Raw genomic sequence first — 14,891 nt, forward strand, 5'->3', positions numbered from 1 at the left:
ATAATAACGGGGTAAAAGAAAGAGGACTACCAAGTGGTAGCCCTCTTTCTTGAACTAACGCCTGCTCGCCGTTAATTGGTACTAGTCGTGCTGTCGTTTCCTCTCGCCATGCCACCGCCAGGATTTCCATTATTTAAGGTAATGCTCGCAGCTTCGGTGCTATCTGTCTTCAACGTATAGCGGATAATATCGTCAGCCTTTAGGTCTGCTAAGCTTAGTGTGCTTTCTTTCTGTGAGCCGTTGTCGAAGGTAACAGAGGAAATAGTGGTGTCAGCGCCGATTGTAATGTCTGTGGTTTCTGCAGAGAAGTTCTGCTGCATTCTGCCACCTTGCATACCACCGCCCCTCATTCCACGATCTTGTCCACCACTACCTTCTTGCATTCCGCCTTCAGGAGCGGTTCCTTGTTCTCCACCAGCACTGCCTTGTGGAGCCGCACTCTGATCTCCCTGTGGAACCCCTGTACCGTTTCCACCTCCATTTTGCCCAGGTGCCATAGTCATATCCGCCGCATAAATCGTGATCGTGCTTCCACTGATGCTCTTGATTTTGCCAATGTTCATAGCTTTGTTAGGGTTGCCGTTCTCATTGGCTCCTGCTGAAGGAACTGGCTGTGCTGCGGAAGCATCCGTTTGTACTTTGGTGTTTGTGTTTGTATTTGTGCCGCAGCCCGCCAACAATATAGAAGCCAGAAGGCCCCCGGAAATCATAAACGGTATACATTTTTTCATTTGACTATTCCTCCCAAGATATGGTTTTGAGAACAATATATCAATCAATTCTGAAAGTACGATGAAAATTAGCTGGAGGTTGCAGAAAGAAATAGTTCCCCTTTCTGTTGTATAATGGCATTAGTAGTAATCTTCAAGGAAAGAGGCAACACATGAAAACCTTACTAGTAACAGGCTACCGTGCACATGAGCTCGGTATTTTTGATAATAAGCACTTGGGTATTCCCTATATCAAAAAAGCACTGGCGAACAGGCTGGTTCCGCTTGTGGAGGACGGAGTAGAGTGGATCATTACGCCTGGCCAATATGGCGTGGATCTTTGGGCCTGCGAGGTGGTGCTTGAGCTGAAGCAGAAGTACCCTGAGCTGAAGTTGGGAATCATTACAGCTCACGCAGCACCGGAGGAGAAGTGGAAGGAAGAGAAGCAGAACGAATACCGGCGAATTGTTGCTGGCGCAGACTATTACGGAGCGGTCAGCAATGCACCGTATGACGGCAGCTGGCAGTTCCGGGCCAGAGATGATTTACTGTTCCGCAAAAGCGACGGGATTTTACTCTTTTATGATGAGGATGCTGCGGAAGGAAGCCCGAAATTCTTTAAGGCGAGAGCGTTGAAGCTGCATACGGAGAGTGACTACGGCCTCTTTCTAATTCATTCGGATGAGATCCAGAATATTGCCGATGAAGAAAATCAACGAGGGTATGACTGAAGAAATAAGCCCGGAACGAGTGTGAGAAGCTCACCGTTTCGGGCTTATTTAGGTTATAAAGGCTACTACACCTTTCAGATGAAACTCTGCAGCGAAGGTGCCTTGCGAACCTTGGAATGTTGTTCAAAGGCATAAGCCAGCTTAATCAGCAGCGGTTCCTGGTAAGCCTGTGCCGAGAAGGTAACGCCGAAGGGGGCGCCAGCAGCAGTGTAACCTGAAGGGACTACGATTGACGGATAGCCGGCCCGGGAGGTAATTCTGGCTCCGAAATCAGCCGGGAAGAGCAGTGCGTCAAGGTTATGCTCCTTCATGACTGCGTCAATCCCTTGCTCCTTGCACAGCTTCAAGTCGGTCGCGCGGTCGCGCAGGTATTGTGGATCGGTTAAGGTGCCGGAAGTAGCATATTCGGCATCCATGAGCGTAACCTGGCCATATTTTAGCGTCTCCATGGGACGGGTATGATTGAAATCGATAATGTCTCTTAACGTCCGCATCGGTGCTCCCGGGCCTAGACGTGATAAGTAGGCGTTAAGGGAGATTTTGAATTCATTAAGCACCACGGAGGAATAACTGATCTCTCGTGCAGTCCGGATATCGGCGGGGTCAATGATGATCGCACCTTGGGCTCTCATCAGTTCCACGGAAGCATTGAAGAGAGCTAGCTGTTCTTCGGTTAGTTCCTCGAAATAATAATCACGCGGAATGCCAATCCGTGCACCCTTAAGTCCGTTCTCGTCCAAGAAGACGGTGTAATCCTCATGCAGCCTGCCTACGCTTGTGCCCATGGCAGCATCGCTGCTGTCTTTGCCGAGCATGGCGTTTAGGAGCAATACCGCATCGTGAACCGTTCGGGCCATCGGGCCTGCGGTGTCCTGTGTATTGGAGAGCGGAAGGATGCCTGAGCGGCTAATCATGCCGACTGTAGGCTTAATTCCAATGACAGAGCCGAGATTGCCGGGATTCAGGATCGAGCCGGAGGTTTCCGTTCCAACGGATACTGTACAGAAGTTGCAAGCTACAGCTACTGCTGAACCGGCGCTGGAGCCACCTGTCGGCGATGATATATTATAAGGATTAAGGACCTGGCCCCCACGTGAGCTGAAGCCGGAAGGCATGCCGTTGGTCATGAAATTGGCGAACTCGGTCATGTTGGCTTTGCCCATAATGATCGCTCCGGCTGCGCGGAGTTGTGTAACAATAAACGCATCCTCTACGGCAAAAGAATTCGCCAAGGCCAGCGAACCCGCACTGGTATGCATTTTATCCCCTGTATTAATATTGTCCTTCACTAATACCGGTATACCGTGCATCGGCCCCCGGGGCCCTTGCAATGAACGCTCCACATCCAGAGACTCTGCGATAAACAGGGCATCAGGGTTGATCTCTAGCACAGAGTTAATGGTAAGACCGTTCTTATCATGGTCAGCTATGCGTTCGAGATACATGAGGACTAATTGTTGTGACGTAATCTCACCGGCCTCTAAAGCAGCCTGAATCTCCGGTATCGTCGCTTCTACGATTTCAAAACTCATGTGGGTTCACGCTTCTTTCTCTCTAAGAGTGGGCCTTCCCCTCAATCTAACCACATTTTGCGGTGTCTTCATAGTCTTTCTTACACTAAAAACTGCCGAAGATATTCCCAATAGCGCCTGCGATAACCGAAACGATGAGCTTATAAAAGATAAATCCGGTAACTGCATTGGCGATCACCAGCGTATAGGTTATATCCAATCGTCCAGCGAGTGCATTCACGGGATACTGAAATACTACGGAATTGATGGCGACAAAGATGAAGAGATAGGCCAAGACCAGCAGATAGATAGAGAAAGTGGATAGGCTGCAAATCATAAAAAAGATAGCCAACACCAGTAAAGCCACCGCCGGAACCAGCAGTGTGCCGAATCTCGCAGCTAGCAATTTGGGGTCTAAGTGAATTTCCTCCAGCCGGATTACAGCATAGGTTAAGCCGTAAGCAACAGCAATTCCTAAGGCCGTTAAGAGCAGCGGCTTCAGGAATCCGGGACCAAAGACAGGAGAAAGATCAAACTTGATAAACCAGCTTAGAAAATAAAAAGAAGATAATATCGTCACCAAAGCCATCGTGATGAGGCCATAGAGGGCTTGAGCGGCAACCACCGTTTTCATAGTGCGGAAAGGACGTGTAAGAGCGCTTAGAAAGAACCTGGAATACTGCTTGCCCACCTGCCTGGTTTGCTGTACACGTTCATCCTTCAAGAGCGCATTCCAACGTTCTGAGTTATTCATAGATTATCCTCCTTCTGAAATATATGGGAATAGAGTGCTGGATATAATATAAGCGAACAAGCTGTCATTTACTATGAAAAAGGATTCCCGCAATCGATCTCTAAACAAATAAGCCCCTAATCCCGCAAATAAACCGCGGACTTAGAGGCTTTAATATTTAGTTCAACTTAAGACTGCGCCGGAGTAAAGCCTTCTTCCGCCAGATACTCCTTGGCTTCGTCAATACTTTCAAAGGCCATCTCCAGGTTCAGACCGGCATAGACATACCACAAATCGTCCTCCAGTTTAAGGGTCAGCGTATCATCGTCGCTGTTAACCCAGAGCGAATCTGCTTCGGCCACAACAGCCTTCTTTTTTCTTTTATTAACCACTGGAGCTTCCGGGATGTGTATGGACATGGAGGTGATGGAGGCATCAAGCAATTCCCGCAGCTCTGCTTCCGACAACTCGCGAATGTTTACGAAGCCCTTGTCATCCGTCTCATATCCTCGCAGCAACCCTGCGTATACATAGCCGTTGCCGTTTGGGTGGAGATGGAACGCCACTATTTTCTTCTCATGCTGGCTCTGCTCGTAGTGATAGTTCACGCGTCCAAGGGACACGTTCTTGCGTTCAAGTACAGAGTAGGTATCCAGAATAGCTAATTTCTGTTCAAATGTAAGCATATACAGCCTCCGGTTCAGGTTATCATTGTGCACATGATTATAACATGCGGGAGTCCCGCGAGACCACTGATCTTACTCAAGTGGCAAAGTTAGAACAATACAGCAGCCCTGCTCCGGGCTGTCTCCAAGATGGAGGCTTCCGCCCATACACTCGGCCAGCAGTCGGCTGAAGGTAAGGCCAAGTCCCAATCCGCGCAGGGTAGTATTCTTGCTGTTGCTGCGGAAGAAAGCTTCAAACATAAGCTCTCTATTGCCTGGTGCGATCCCAATTCCATTATCAGTGACCCGAATGGCAGCTTGTTCCCCGATGGTTTCAAGCAATTCGATGGTGAGTTCTACCTTCCGGCCTTGCGCCTTTGCCTGCACGCTGTTGTTCAGCAAATTGACAATGATTTGCTGAATACGCAGCGGATCTCCCCGGACAAATAAGGGCTTCTGCGGCATTAGCAGGACGGGTTCACAGACATCTTCTTCCTGTGTCAGCTTCCACTGATAGACAATCTCCGAGAGCAGCGGAACAGCGGCCAGCCTATCGTGGCGAACGGATACAATGCCGGCAGTGAGGGCGTTGTAATCCAGCAGATCGGCAACCATATGCTGCAGCCTGCCCACCTCCAGCAGAGCGATATCGAGGAATTCCTCTGCTTCCTCGCCTTCAACTACACCTTCGCGGACAGCAAGCACGAGACCCTTGATAGAGGTTACCGGAGTCTTTAGCTCATGGGAGACTCCGGCCAGCATGACGGCCCGGGACTGCTCGAATTGCTGTAATTTGCCCGCCATTTCCTGAAAGGAGACGATTAACTCATGAATTTCCCGCTCCTTGGCCCCTTTTTCCAGCACAATATTATATTGGCCGCTGCTGATCTGGACGGCTGCTGCCGCCACTCTTTGAATTGGCTTGGCAAGCTTGCGGGATAAGAGGTAGATCGTCAGCCAGCTCAAGATGATCAGAAAGAGCAGGATGATCGAGAAGAAGATGATTTCATCCTGCGGGATATGGCGCAGCGATTTCTTGGATTGCATAACGATAACCTCACCCAAGACCTCATTATCCGCTTTGATGGGGGCGACGGCACCCTTGTACTCTGAGTTACGAGAATCACTCAAGCTGTCTTTAATCTTCGACCGCATCTGGTTCTCAGTCAGCGGCGGCATGGAGTACAACATCTGCCCCTGCTTATCTGTAATAATGACGCACATTTCCACGGTTAATTTGAAGAACCGCTTCCGGTCCTCAATGAGTTCCCCTAGATTCTGACTGATCTCAATCGTGCCACTCGCGCTAACACTGCGGTCGGCAATCTCTTGCGCTAAGAGGCCGGTGGTCTGCATACGGTTATCCATCGCTTCTTGTTGAATCCACCAGAAGGTAGTCAGCGCGGTGAGCAGCAGACCAACACTAATGATCAACAGGTATCTGACCGTCCAGTAGGAGAGGATGGAGGTGCGCTTCTTTAGGTTGTCCATAATTGGTACCCCGTCCCTCTTAGTGTACGAATCTCTCCCTCGTTTGCCGGCCAGTGTGACAGCGCTTGACGCAGTCTTTTGATGGACAGGTCCACCGCCCGGTCACTTCCTTCGTAATCCATCTCCCACACATGCTCGATTAGCTGTTCTCTTGTACAAATCTGATTCGGCCGTTCGGCTAAGAATAACAGCACGGACATGTCGCGAGGACTGAGGTTGACCTCGGCTCCGTTCAGAAAGAGGCAGCGCGCGCTGTAGTCGATAAATAAGCTGCCGAAATGCCGCTTGCGGCTGCCATCTGACCACTGCGAGGGGCGGCGCAGCACCGCATTCACACGGGCTACTACTTCCTCAGGAATAAAAGGCTTAGACATATAATCGTCAGCCCCGCCGTCGAGCCCCGCCAGCCGGTCGTTAATGCCGTCCTTTGCGGTCAGCATGATCACCGGACAGCTGCTCTTCTCCCGGATCAAGCCCAGCAGTTCGAAGCCGTCCATATTTGGCAGCATAATATCGAGCAGGATAAGCGACGGAGGAGATTCCGCAAAGGCTTCCAGCGCTGCTATACCATCCGCAACCCGGGTGACACTGAAGCCTGCTTTTTTGAGATAGGCACTGAGGACTCTAGCGATCGCTTCTTCGTCCTCGACTATCAGAATGGATTTCATATTCATAGGAGTCTCCTAAAAGTTATTCTTCTCTGAAATGGGCTCTATTTCTCCAAATCAGAGGTTGACCCAGTGAACCGGACTCAGAAGCTCCTATTTGTTCGAAATCAGGCGATTTGGGAATTTGACGGACACCAGGGACGCTATTGACCCAATTTTCTCCCCCAAGTACCTATTCTTGCTTCAATAGCGTATTCTGAGTCCGCTTCCTGTTCCCAAACCCCTTCAAAAGTGAAATAGCGGCGCTACAGTCCGTCAGATTTGAACTGCAACTATTCAGGTATTATATGTTTGCCTCATTAGTGTCTTCGCTCGAATTTATCAACCGCTAATTTTGATTATGAGCCCTGAAATGTTGCCTAAAATTACGACAAGTTTACCACAAGACAGCCAATGATGCTTCGACTTCTTCCCGACATATTGTTTTGCTAGAATGAGGAACGACCTTGCACAATACAAAGAATTCGGATGGAGGAAACAGGATGAAGAAAAAAACAATAGCCATGATCGCTGCCGGAGTTATCATCGTAGGAATCATTTCAGGTTATTCATGGCTGAATAAGTCTATGGGCAATAATGTTGAGATCGAATCCGTGCTTCCTGCTCAGACACAAGGGACAGAAGCCGCAGACTCGCCAGCCGCTACGAATGCTAGTACAGAATCGGTGGGTGGAGCGACGGTTACAGCAGAGCAATTAAATGGAGACTGGACGATAGGCGACACGTCTAAAGTATATTGGTCCGTAACGACCTCGCAAGAAACCGTGAACTTCGTAGACAATTCCGTTAAAGGCAGCTGGACAGTAAATCTGGACGATATCACCTCGATGACTGGAGAAGGAACCGTTGATATGAGCGCTCTGGATTCCGGCAACGGCCAAAGAGACGAGCATGTAAAAGGAGACGATTTCCTGGCGGTTGCCGCTAATCCCACATCTACCTTCGTGGTGAAGTCATTCTCTGAGTTGCCAGCGGAATGGACAGAAGGAACCGCAGTACCGGTTGAAATGCAGGGGACACTTACTGTAAAAGGAATTGCTAAGGACGTCACCTTTGCTACGCAAGCCATGTATAGTGGTGGACAGCTGCTGCTGTCAGGAACGACGACTGTAACCTTTGCTGATTTCGGGATGACCAGCCCTCACTCTATTGTGCTGGATGCAGAGAACAATCTGCTGGTAAGTCTGGAGCTTGTACTGACGAAATAATGGACAGTTTATAAATATAAGGGGCGCCTGCTTAGCCAATTCGGTTAAGGCAGGCGTCTCTTTTGCATGTCCATTCCAGCCTCCTCAGAGAAACAATTCAATCATTCCTGTGTATTATAGGGTATACAGAATAGAGGTAAGTTTCCTGATGGAAGTAGCGGCGGCAATTATACATAATGGAGATGGACAGCTATTGATTGCCCGGCGGCGGATATCCCCTTTGTAGAACAACTGCTGCAAGAGTCTTATCAATAGAAGGGAGATGCCAAATGCCTATCTATCAAAAGCTGGTGCGTGACGGGATTCCAGAGATAATTGCGGCACAAGGAAAAACACTCCGAACAAGGATACTGGATACCGAAGAATATATAGAACAGCTGCGTACTAAATTGAAGGAAGAAGCTGGATGTGGCGGATGAGCTACAGGAGTAGCTATTATTTTAAACGGCAAGGAGGATACCCTAATGTTCAAAAGCAAGCCCACGCTGATTATATGCTGTCTGGCTGCCATCTTACCTTTTATTTTCTACATCTATCTGTACCCTAGTATGCCGGACATTGTTCCGATCCATTATAGAGGGTCCATAGCAGATAGGTTTGTTATGAAAGCGAATATTGAGGTTGTTCTGCTGAGTGGAATCGGGGTGTTAGGATTCGTCTTTATGAAGCTGCTGCAGGTGCTCCTGCGCAAGGTTTTTTTGCGTAGCTATATTGAGAATCTTGCCGTGGTAAGTCGCATATGGAATGCAGCAACGATGTTCGTAACCCTAGTACTCGCGGCCATTAGTATCTATGCTTTGATGAGTATGGTATAAGCGAAGCAGGATGATGGCACGGCCATTTCTTCTTGCTTCTGTCAGCCACTTTGATAGAATCAAATAGACTATGCATAATATTGGGGAGGAAGACTTTAATGACTACGGATAACGCTTACAAGGTAAAATGGGGTATCCTCAGCACCGGTTGGATCGCCCACCAATTCGTAACGGATCTGGCACATGCTAGCAACGGTGTAGCTTATGCAGTGGGATCACGCACTCAGGAAAGTGCGGATGAATTTGCCAAGAATCACGGAGTCCCCGTTGCTTATGCAACCTATGAGGATTTAGTGAATGACCCGGAAGTGGATGCTGTTTATATCGGGACTCCCCATCCTTTCCATAAAGATAATGTGCTGCTGGCACTGCGTGCCGACAAAGCCGTATTATGCGAGAAGCCCTTTACCGTCAATAGCGGAGAGCTCGAAGAGATTGTTGCGTACGCCCGTGAGCAAAAGCTCTTCTTGATGGAAGCCATGTGGGCGCGCTGCATCCCGGCTATTATCAAGATTAAAGAGTGGCTGGCCGCTGACCGGATTGGTGATGTTCGTTTGATAGAAGCTGACTTAGGCTTCCGTTCGGAGTGGAATCCGGAAGGCAGATTGCTTAATCCTAAGCTTGGAGGCGGCGCACTGCTGGATGTCGGCATCTATCCCATTTCATTTACTTCCATGATTTTTGGAGCTAACCCGGAGTCTATATCCAGTACAGTACATATTGGTGAGACCGGAGTGGACGAGCACTTCTCGCTGTTGTTATCCTACGGCGGGGGCAGAACCGCATCGCTGAACGGTGGAATACGGCTGAATCTGCAGGAGGACGCTCAGATCTACGGTACAGAGGGACGTATTGTTCTTCCTGAGAATGTAGTGAATCCAAGATCGGCCGTGCTTTATGTGGGGGATGAGATCGTGGAGACCTTTGTAGATGACCGCTTATCCATCGGATATGCTTTTGAAGCTGAGGAAGTTGGACGTTGTCTGCAGGCAGGACTTACCGAAAGTCAGGCAATCACGCTCGATGAGTCCCTGGCGATCATGAAGCTGCTGGATCAAATTCGTGCCTCATGGGGACTCACCTATCCTGGTGAATAATTTACAGCCCTTTGATCGATTCTTGTAAGAGCAACCCCCGGATGATTAAGCCGCATGGCTCCGGGGGTTATTACATATAAACTAGACTATATTTCCATTGGAGGATGCTTTTGATGAGTCCCTTATACAAAAGAGTACTAGTTCATACAGGATTCTATCTTGTACTGTTCTTTCTGATTCCCTATATCCAGAATCATAGCCATATCATGAACGATCTAGGAACCTTGCTGCTGCTTTTGCTTATGGTCAATCCAGCGGCGGTTATGATTCTTAATGCGGAGGCGGGCCTCCATCAAGGCTTCAATATTGCCCTTTGCCTGCTTCCCGCGCTGTTGTTTGCCTTGTCGGTATTTCTGGTGTTTGACGGCAACACCAGTGCCCAGTTCTATTCCGTTGCCTATGGAGTCATTGCAATTGTAAGTAACAGTATTGGAGCCAAGTATAGAAAAAAGAATATGAGAACAGCGAAATGACATTACATCTGGATCGCTATCAAGGCTGCTTAAACGGCTTGGCTATTGGAGACGCTCTGGGAACAACTGTAGAATTCGAACCACCCGGAACCTTTGCGCCAGTAGAGGATATTGTCGGTGGTGGGGTATTCGATCTGCAACCAGGACAATGGACCGATGATACCTCAATGGCGCTCTGCTTGGCGGAAAGCCTGCTAGAGAAACATGATTTTGATCCCGTCGATCAAATGGAGAGATACATAAAATGGTTCCGCGAAGGCTATTTGAGCAGCACCGGCGTGTGCTTCGATATCGGAAACTCCACACGTTCTGCACTGCAGCACTTTGAAGCTACTGGCGAAGGTTACAGCGGATCAGAGGACCCCCGCGCAGCCGGCAATGGCTCTATCATGCGCTTGGCGCCTGTAGTCATGTACTTTGCAGAGCAGCCGGCCAAGGCGCTGGAGTATGCCGTGCGAAGCTCAAGAACAACGCATGCTGCCAAGGAATGTTTTGACGCCTGCCGCCTAATGGCCGCTTACATCCTCGCTGGCCTGCATGGCCAGAGCAAGCAAGAGGTTCTGGAGCTGCACGCTTACCGTGAATGGCTGCAGGAGGGAAAACTGGGTCGCAGCATCCAGAACATTCTGGATGGTTCCTATAAAGTCAAAGAACCGCCTGACATTAAAGGCTCAGGGTATGTTGTGAAATCACTGGAAGCGGCGATGTGGGCTTTTCATAAATCCACAAGCTTTGCCGAAGGTGCCTTGCTCGCCGTCAATCTAGGCGACGACGCCGACACCACCGGCGCAGTGTACGGCCAAATCGCCGGAGCCTATTATGGGCTCAGCGGCATCCCGGCAAAGTGGAGAGAGAAGCTTGCCATGGGTGAGCTGATTGAGGATTATGCGGGGCGGTTGTTTGGGGAGCGGGCTGGGGGTTGAGTTGAGGAATTTTGGAGTGCTTGGTTATTATACGATGAATGAACCGTACCATAAGTAAGCACAAAGTCATCGCTAATTGAAGCGTCAAAGAATAATTCAATGTCCTTGACGCTCCGCTGTTCGGGATTGTTTCCAAGATTTAAGGTGATCTTGTTAATAATTGAGTGTAGTAAGTCCTTTGTTTCACTGGTTCAACCTTTGTTATGACGGTTGAAAAGTCTGCTAAGACTTGGTGAACCTGCTCAAAAGAAATCTCTTTTATAGTTGGTCTGTTGAGTTCATACGCTGTATCCTTCTTCTGTTCGATTCTCTTAAAGACGAAAGCTTCAGCTTCATCTGCCATTACCAAATTGGTCTTACATACCGCAGAGCCTTTTAAACGTAAAGTTGCACATTGATAATAACGGATGTATTCACCTATCGAGTTTTTAGTTCTATGCCCAATCATTCCGTGTCCACACATTGGACAACGCAATAGCGTTGTAAGTGGGAAGTGTCCGTGGAAGGTCTTTGTTGGCTTATGAGATTTCATTTCGTTCATTGACTTGGCTTTCTCCCAAATAATCATATCAATAATAGGTTCGTGTTCCCCTTGGGCAAGAGTAAAGTGTTCATTCTTACCTGCTCTTCTCTTGGACAATATTGAGAAAATATATTTGAGAACTAAGAATCCCCAGGTAAAAAAACGCGATTTTATTTAGAGGTGGAAGGTAATTTTGAACTTATTTGAACAAGGCGACGAACTGTATTCTAATGGATTTTACCAAGAAGCATATGAAAAATTTGAATTAGCTTATGTTAATGAGGTAGAAAACAGAGCTGATTGCCTTAATTATATGGCGTGTTGCCAAATTCAGTTAGGTAATCCTCAACAGGCAATAGAGTTGTTGGATAAAGCGCTAAAAATAAGTCCTGCATGGGAAAGATTACTTTTTAATAAAGGTCGTGCTTACTTAAAGTTGGGTAATTATACAGAAACCCTTCCATATCTAAACAGAGCAATTATGGCTAACCCTAATAATCAAGATGCTTACTATTATCTTGGCGTGTATTACGAAAAGACTGCTGAATACGAAATAGCTAAACAATACTATGAGAAGTCGTTGGAGATCGACCATGAACAAGCTGAAACGCATTTGAATTTGGGTGTGATATATTGGCGCTTAGATGATAAGGAAAAGGCATTGAAGCAGTTTGATATAGCTTATCTTCTCGACAAAGATTGTCTTGATGCATTGTGGAACAAGGGATGTATCTTATGTTCGCTTAAACAATTTGGTGATGCTATCCCCTATTTTGAAAAAGTTTACGAAAATAAACCTAGCGATATAGAGAATCTAAATGAAATGGCATATGCCTACTTCAAATTAAACGATTTCCAACAGGCACTAAAGTGGCTTAATAAGGTGTTGGAGATTGAACCTAATAATGAACGTGCCTTAAAGGGAATCAGGGCGGTTAGTGAACGATTACATAAGTAAAGGGGTTAGCATAAAAGAGCAATTTCATTGAAAGGAACAGTGCCTTATGCAAATACCAAGCAATAGATAGGAGGATAAATTGTGGAGCGAAGGTTTGTAAAAACCATTATCAAGTGGTACAAAGACCCTCTCCCAGACAAGTTAATGAATGGATTCGAGACATAGTTGTAAACTTCGGAGCAATTGGGGATAAGACTTTTTATGGCGACACATGGACTGTCTTAGTAAGGATAACAAAACATATAACGGGTTATAGTTTTAATCTTTGGGCTGGAAAGGGAATTGCAACAGTTACCATTGTCCAAGCGTAAGTCTAAAAGAGAGCATAAAGGAGGGATTCTCTTGCAAAAGGTGATAATTCCAGAAGAGGTTTCTATAAATTTGAGGAAAGATATGGAACGAATCTGGGATATAAGACAACCTTATTGGTATCCATTATTTGATTGCAGTAGAGAAGACCTTATTGCTTTTAATTCCGAATATATAGAAAGTAAAGAAAAGCTAAATGATATTATTACGTTGCTTAAGCGCCATGGAGTTGAGCAGGTGATAGAATTTCTAGAAACAGGTGAGACTTATAATATACAGCTTTCAGATTTGTACCCTTATTATTGCTACAATGGCGATTTCACAGGCGGTGAGGGGTTTTGGACTTCGCAGAATATGAATTGGATTATCTATGCTTCTCATGAAGGAACAATAACGTTTGGTGGAGAGTGGATAGTTAATAAGATAAAGTCATTGTGGTCTGACTGGAAAAGCAATCTTGAGTGGGATACAAAGAATCAATAAAGAAACCACTCCTTTTTTCAGGAGTAGCTTTGTTTTATATGGAGATGTATATTTTGTGGTCCAATTGAACTTTGTGCTTAGATATATTACGGTGACCCTTATCATAAGCAAGGGCAAGTTTTTGGGAGAATTCCTTACGGGGCATGGGTTTGAATATGCTTGGCCACACGAGAAGGAAATGTGAGTAGGGTACATCCATTTACGTTGTTTGAGTTGAACAACATCCTCATCACTTCCCATAAAAAGAGCAACACGTAGTGGTAGTCACTAGTGTTGCTCTTTGTTCTAAGATGCGGACTTTTTAACGACAGGGATCCAAACTTCCATTTCATACATGTTGTTGGCTCGCTCGTAAGTCATTTCGAACTCAGGACCATCTGTGGATTCATAATTAGAGCTCGGAAACCATTCCCCCCAAATACGCTTCCACAAATCATGAATACCACTCTGTCCGTCGGGGTAGAGGCCGGTTGAGAAAGTTGCTTAGGTTTGAGGGGGGATTTGAAGCTGTTCAAACCCATCCGGCAAGCCGCTTTGGGGCAAAAAATAACTGATCATGTAAGAAGATTTCTCGCCTTGTTTGTTATGCCCAAACATGCTCCAGAACACCTCCCGTAACGTCCGGTCGATCAAATTGCCGCTTAACCAGCCGATGATCTCACCGACAATTAACCCCCCAGATCAGATACATTGATTTGTCCCCTTTCCAGTCTGAACTCTTTATTGAATGATTTCTTTTGTTGCTGCGCTATAATGACTTCATGGGCTGGGCGGTTAACCCGCTATATAGTGTTAATAATAGAAGTGAAGGAACTAAACCTGACCTTTGGCAGGCGGCAAACGAATACCCATACTTGCTTGGGGGAGGAGGGATCAAGTGAAAAAAATTCTCGTGATTGATGATGAAGTGGCCCTTAGAGACTTAATTGAGCTTGTGCTCAAAAGAGAAAACTTTCGGGTGCAGACCGCAGAGAATGGCAGTACGGGACTTAAAGCGCTGGGTGCCTTTCAGCCGGATTTGGTTGTACTGGATTTAATGCTGCCGGACTACTCCGGCTATGATCTCTGCAAGGAAATTATTAAGAAACAAGCGATTCCTGTTATTATGCTATCGGCAAAGAATGAAATCATAGATAAAGTATTAGGACTTGAGCTTGGGGCAGAAGATTACATTACCAAACCTTTTGATAACCGGGAACTCATTGCCAGAATCAAAGTTGTGCTTAGAAGATATGAGAATATCGATCCCAAAAAAAGTGACGAAGAAACTCGGATTAATCATGAAGAACTGGCGTTCGATCTGGAAACCAGAGTGGTGCTTAGAAACGGAATTCCAATTTCGCTGACGGCAAAGGAATTTAAAATTCTGGAAACGCTGCTGAGAAGGCCGGGGAAAATCTTCACAAGAGATGAACTGCTGGAGATCGTATGGGGATATGATTTTTTGGGGGACAGCCGCAGCGTAGATATGACTATCATGCGGTTAAGGAAGAAGCTGGAGGATGACGCCGAAAGTCCAAAATACATCAAGACCATTTACGGATTTGGTTATCAGCTTGGAGGTGGCTCCGTCTGAAATATGCAACCCGGCTT

The 14,891-nt window shown here is 46.9% G+C and carries 16 protein-coding genes and 2 pseudogenes; 10 read left to right on the forward strand and 8 right to left on the reverse strand.

The window, feature by feature from the left end; genetic code table 11:
* Window positions 1–71 precede the first annotated feature (71 nt).
* Window positions 72–731, reverse strand: coding sequence for a hypothetical protein (locus GJB61_RS00330; protein WP_154116040.1), 660 nt, complete (start codon window positions 729–731; stop codon window positions 72–74).
* A gap of 152 nt (window positions 732–883) precedes the next feature.
* Here GJB61_RS00330 and GJB61_RS00335 point away from each other — a divergent pair, with 152 nt between their 5' ends.
* Window positions 884–1,441: an SLOG family protein gene (locus GJB61_RS00335; protein WP_154116042.1), complete on the forward strand. Its 558-nt coding sequence runs from the start codon at window positions 884–886 to the stop codon at window positions 1,439–1,441.
* A gap of 74 nt (window positions 1,442–1,515) precedes the next feature.
* Here the strand turns inward: GJB61_RS00335 and GJB61_RS00340 are convergent, their stop codons facing one another.
* The 5 genes from GJB61_RS00340 to GJB61_RS00360 all read right to left on the reverse strand — a co-directional run bounded on the left by GJB61_RS00340 (window position 1,516) and on the right by GJB61_RS00360 (window position 6,509).
* The gene (locus tag GJB61_RS00340; protein ID WP_154116044.1) at window positions 1,516–2,973 is read right to left on the reverse strand and encodes an amidase family protein; all 1,458 of its coding nucleotides are present in this window, start codon (window positions 2,971–2,973) and stop codon (window positions 1,516–1,518) included.
* Window positions 2,974–3,058: 85 nt separating this feature from the next.
* The gene (locus GJB61_RS00345) at window positions 3,059–3,706 is read right to left on the reverse strand and encodes a hypothetical protein (protein WP_154116046.1); all 648 of its coding nucleotides are present in this window, start codon (window positions 3,704–3,706) and stop codon (window positions 3,059–3,061) included.
* Window positions 3,707–3,873: 167 nt separating this feature from the next.
* Window positions 3,874–4,371, reverse strand: coding sequence for a hypothetical protein (locus GJB61_RS00350; protein ID WP_154116048.1), 498 nt, complete (start codon window positions 4,369–4,371; stop codon window positions 3,874–3,876).
* Between the two features lie 72 nt (window positions 4,372–4,443).
* Window positions 4,444–5,841: a HAMP domain-containing sensor histidine kinase gene (locus tag GJB61_RS00355; RefSeq protein WP_154116050.1), complete on the reverse strand. Its 1,398-nt coding sequence runs from the start codon at window positions 5,839–5,841 to the stop codon at window positions 4,444–4,446.
* Window positions 5,829–6,509, reverse strand: a complete 681-nt coding sequence (locus tag GJB61_RS00360) for a response regulator transcription factor (RefSeq protein ID WP_154117250.1) — start codon at window positions 6,507–6,509, stop codon at window positions 5,829–5,831. Before GJB61_RS00360 ends, GJB61_RS00355 begins: the two co-directional genes overlap by 13 nt.
* Before the next feature lie 482 nt (window positions 6,510–6,991).
* On the opposite strand from GJB61_RS00360, the gene GJB61_RS00365 reads away from it, so the two are divergent.
* From GJB61_RS00365 to GJB61_RS00390, 6 genes and pseudogenes are all read left to right on the forward strand, one after another.
* Window positions 6,992–7,717: a YceI family protein gene (locus GJB61_RS00365; protein ID WP_154116052.1), complete on the forward strand. Its 726-nt coding sequence runs from the start codon at window positions 6,992–6,994 to the stop codon at window positions 7,715–7,717.
* A gap of 269 nt (window positions 7,718–7,986) precedes the next feature.
* Window positions 7,987–8,118, forward strand: a pseudogene (locus tag GJB61_RS00370) (nucleoside triphosphate pyrophosphohydrolase); the annotation flags it as partial.
* A 63-nt stretch (window positions 8,119–8,181) separates the two neighbouring features.
* Window positions 8,182–8,532, forward strand: coding sequence for a DUF1648 domain-containing protein (locus GJB61_RS00375; protein WP_154116053.1), 351 nt, complete (start codon window positions 8,182–8,184; stop codon window positions 8,530–8,532).
* Window positions 8,533–8,630: 98 nt separating this feature from the next.
* Window positions 8,631–9,629, forward strand: coding sequence for a Gfo/Idh/MocA family protein (locus tag GJB61_RS00380; RefSeq protein ID WP_154116055.1), 999 nt, complete (start codon window positions 8,631–8,633; stop codon window positions 9,627–9,629).
* 113 nt (window positions 9,630–9,742) lie between these two features.
* Window positions 9,743–10,102, forward strand: a complete 360-nt coding sequence (locus GJB61_RS00385; protein ID WP_154116057.1) for a hypothetical protein — start codon at window positions 9,743–9,745, stop codon at window positions 10,100–10,102.
* Entirely contained in the window at window positions 10,099–11,025 is a 927-nt protein-coding gene (locus tag GJB61_RS00390; protein ID WP_154116059.1) for an ADP-ribosylglycohydrolase family protein, read from the forward strand. Before GJB61_RS00385 ends, GJB61_RS00390 begins: the two co-directional genes overlap by 4 nt.
* 139 nt (window positions 11,026–11,164) lie before the next feature.
* Here the strand turns inward: GJB61_RS00390 and GJB61_RS00395 are convergent, their stop codons facing one another.
* The gene (locus tag GJB61_RS00395) at window positions 11,165–11,665 is read right to left on the reverse strand and encodes a recombinase zinc ribbon domain-containing protein (protein WP_154116061.1); all 501 of its coding nucleotides are present in this window, start codon (window positions 11,663–11,665) and stop codon (window positions 11,165–11,167) included.
* 76 nt (window positions 11,666–11,741) lie between these two features.
* Here GJB61_RS00395 and GJB61_RS00400 point away from each other — a divergent pair, with 76 nt between their 5' ends.
* Both GJB61_RS00400 and GJB61_RS00405 read left to right on the forward strand, forming a co-directional pair.
* Window positions 11,742–12,506, forward strand: coding sequence for a tetratricopeptide repeat protein (locus GJB61_RS00400; RefSeq protein ID WP_154116063.1), 765 nt, complete (start codon window positions 11,742–11,744; stop codon window positions 12,504–12,506).
* A gap of 342 nt (window positions 12,507–12,848) precedes the next feature.
* Window positions 12,849–13,298: a hypothetical protein gene (locus GJB61_RS00405; RefSeq protein ID WP_154116065.1), complete on the forward strand. Its 450-nt coding sequence runs from the start codon at window positions 12,849–12,851 to the stop codon at window positions 13,296–13,298.
* 285 nt (window positions 13,299–13,583) lie between these two features.
* Here GJB61_RS00405 and GJB61_RS00410 read toward each other — a convergent pair.
* Window positions 13,584–13,748: pseudogene (locus GJB61_RS00410) on the reverse strand (GyrI-like domain-containing protein); the annotation flags it as partial.
* A gap of 427 nt (window positions 13,749–14,175) precedes the next feature.
* Between GJB61_RS00410 and GJB61_RS00415 the strand changes: the two are divergent.
* Entirely contained in the window at window positions 14,176–14,874 is a 699-nt protein-coding gene (locus GJB61_RS00415) for a response regulator transcription factor (RefSeq protein WP_338115624.1), read from the forward strand.
* Window positions 14,875–14,891 lie beyond the last annotated feature (17 nt).

The organism is Paenibacillus monticola (assembly GCF_009664975.1).
Classification (GTDB): Bacteria; Bacillota; Bacilli; order Paenibacillales; family Paenibacillaceae; genus Paenibacillus_AQ; species Paenibacillus_AQ monticola.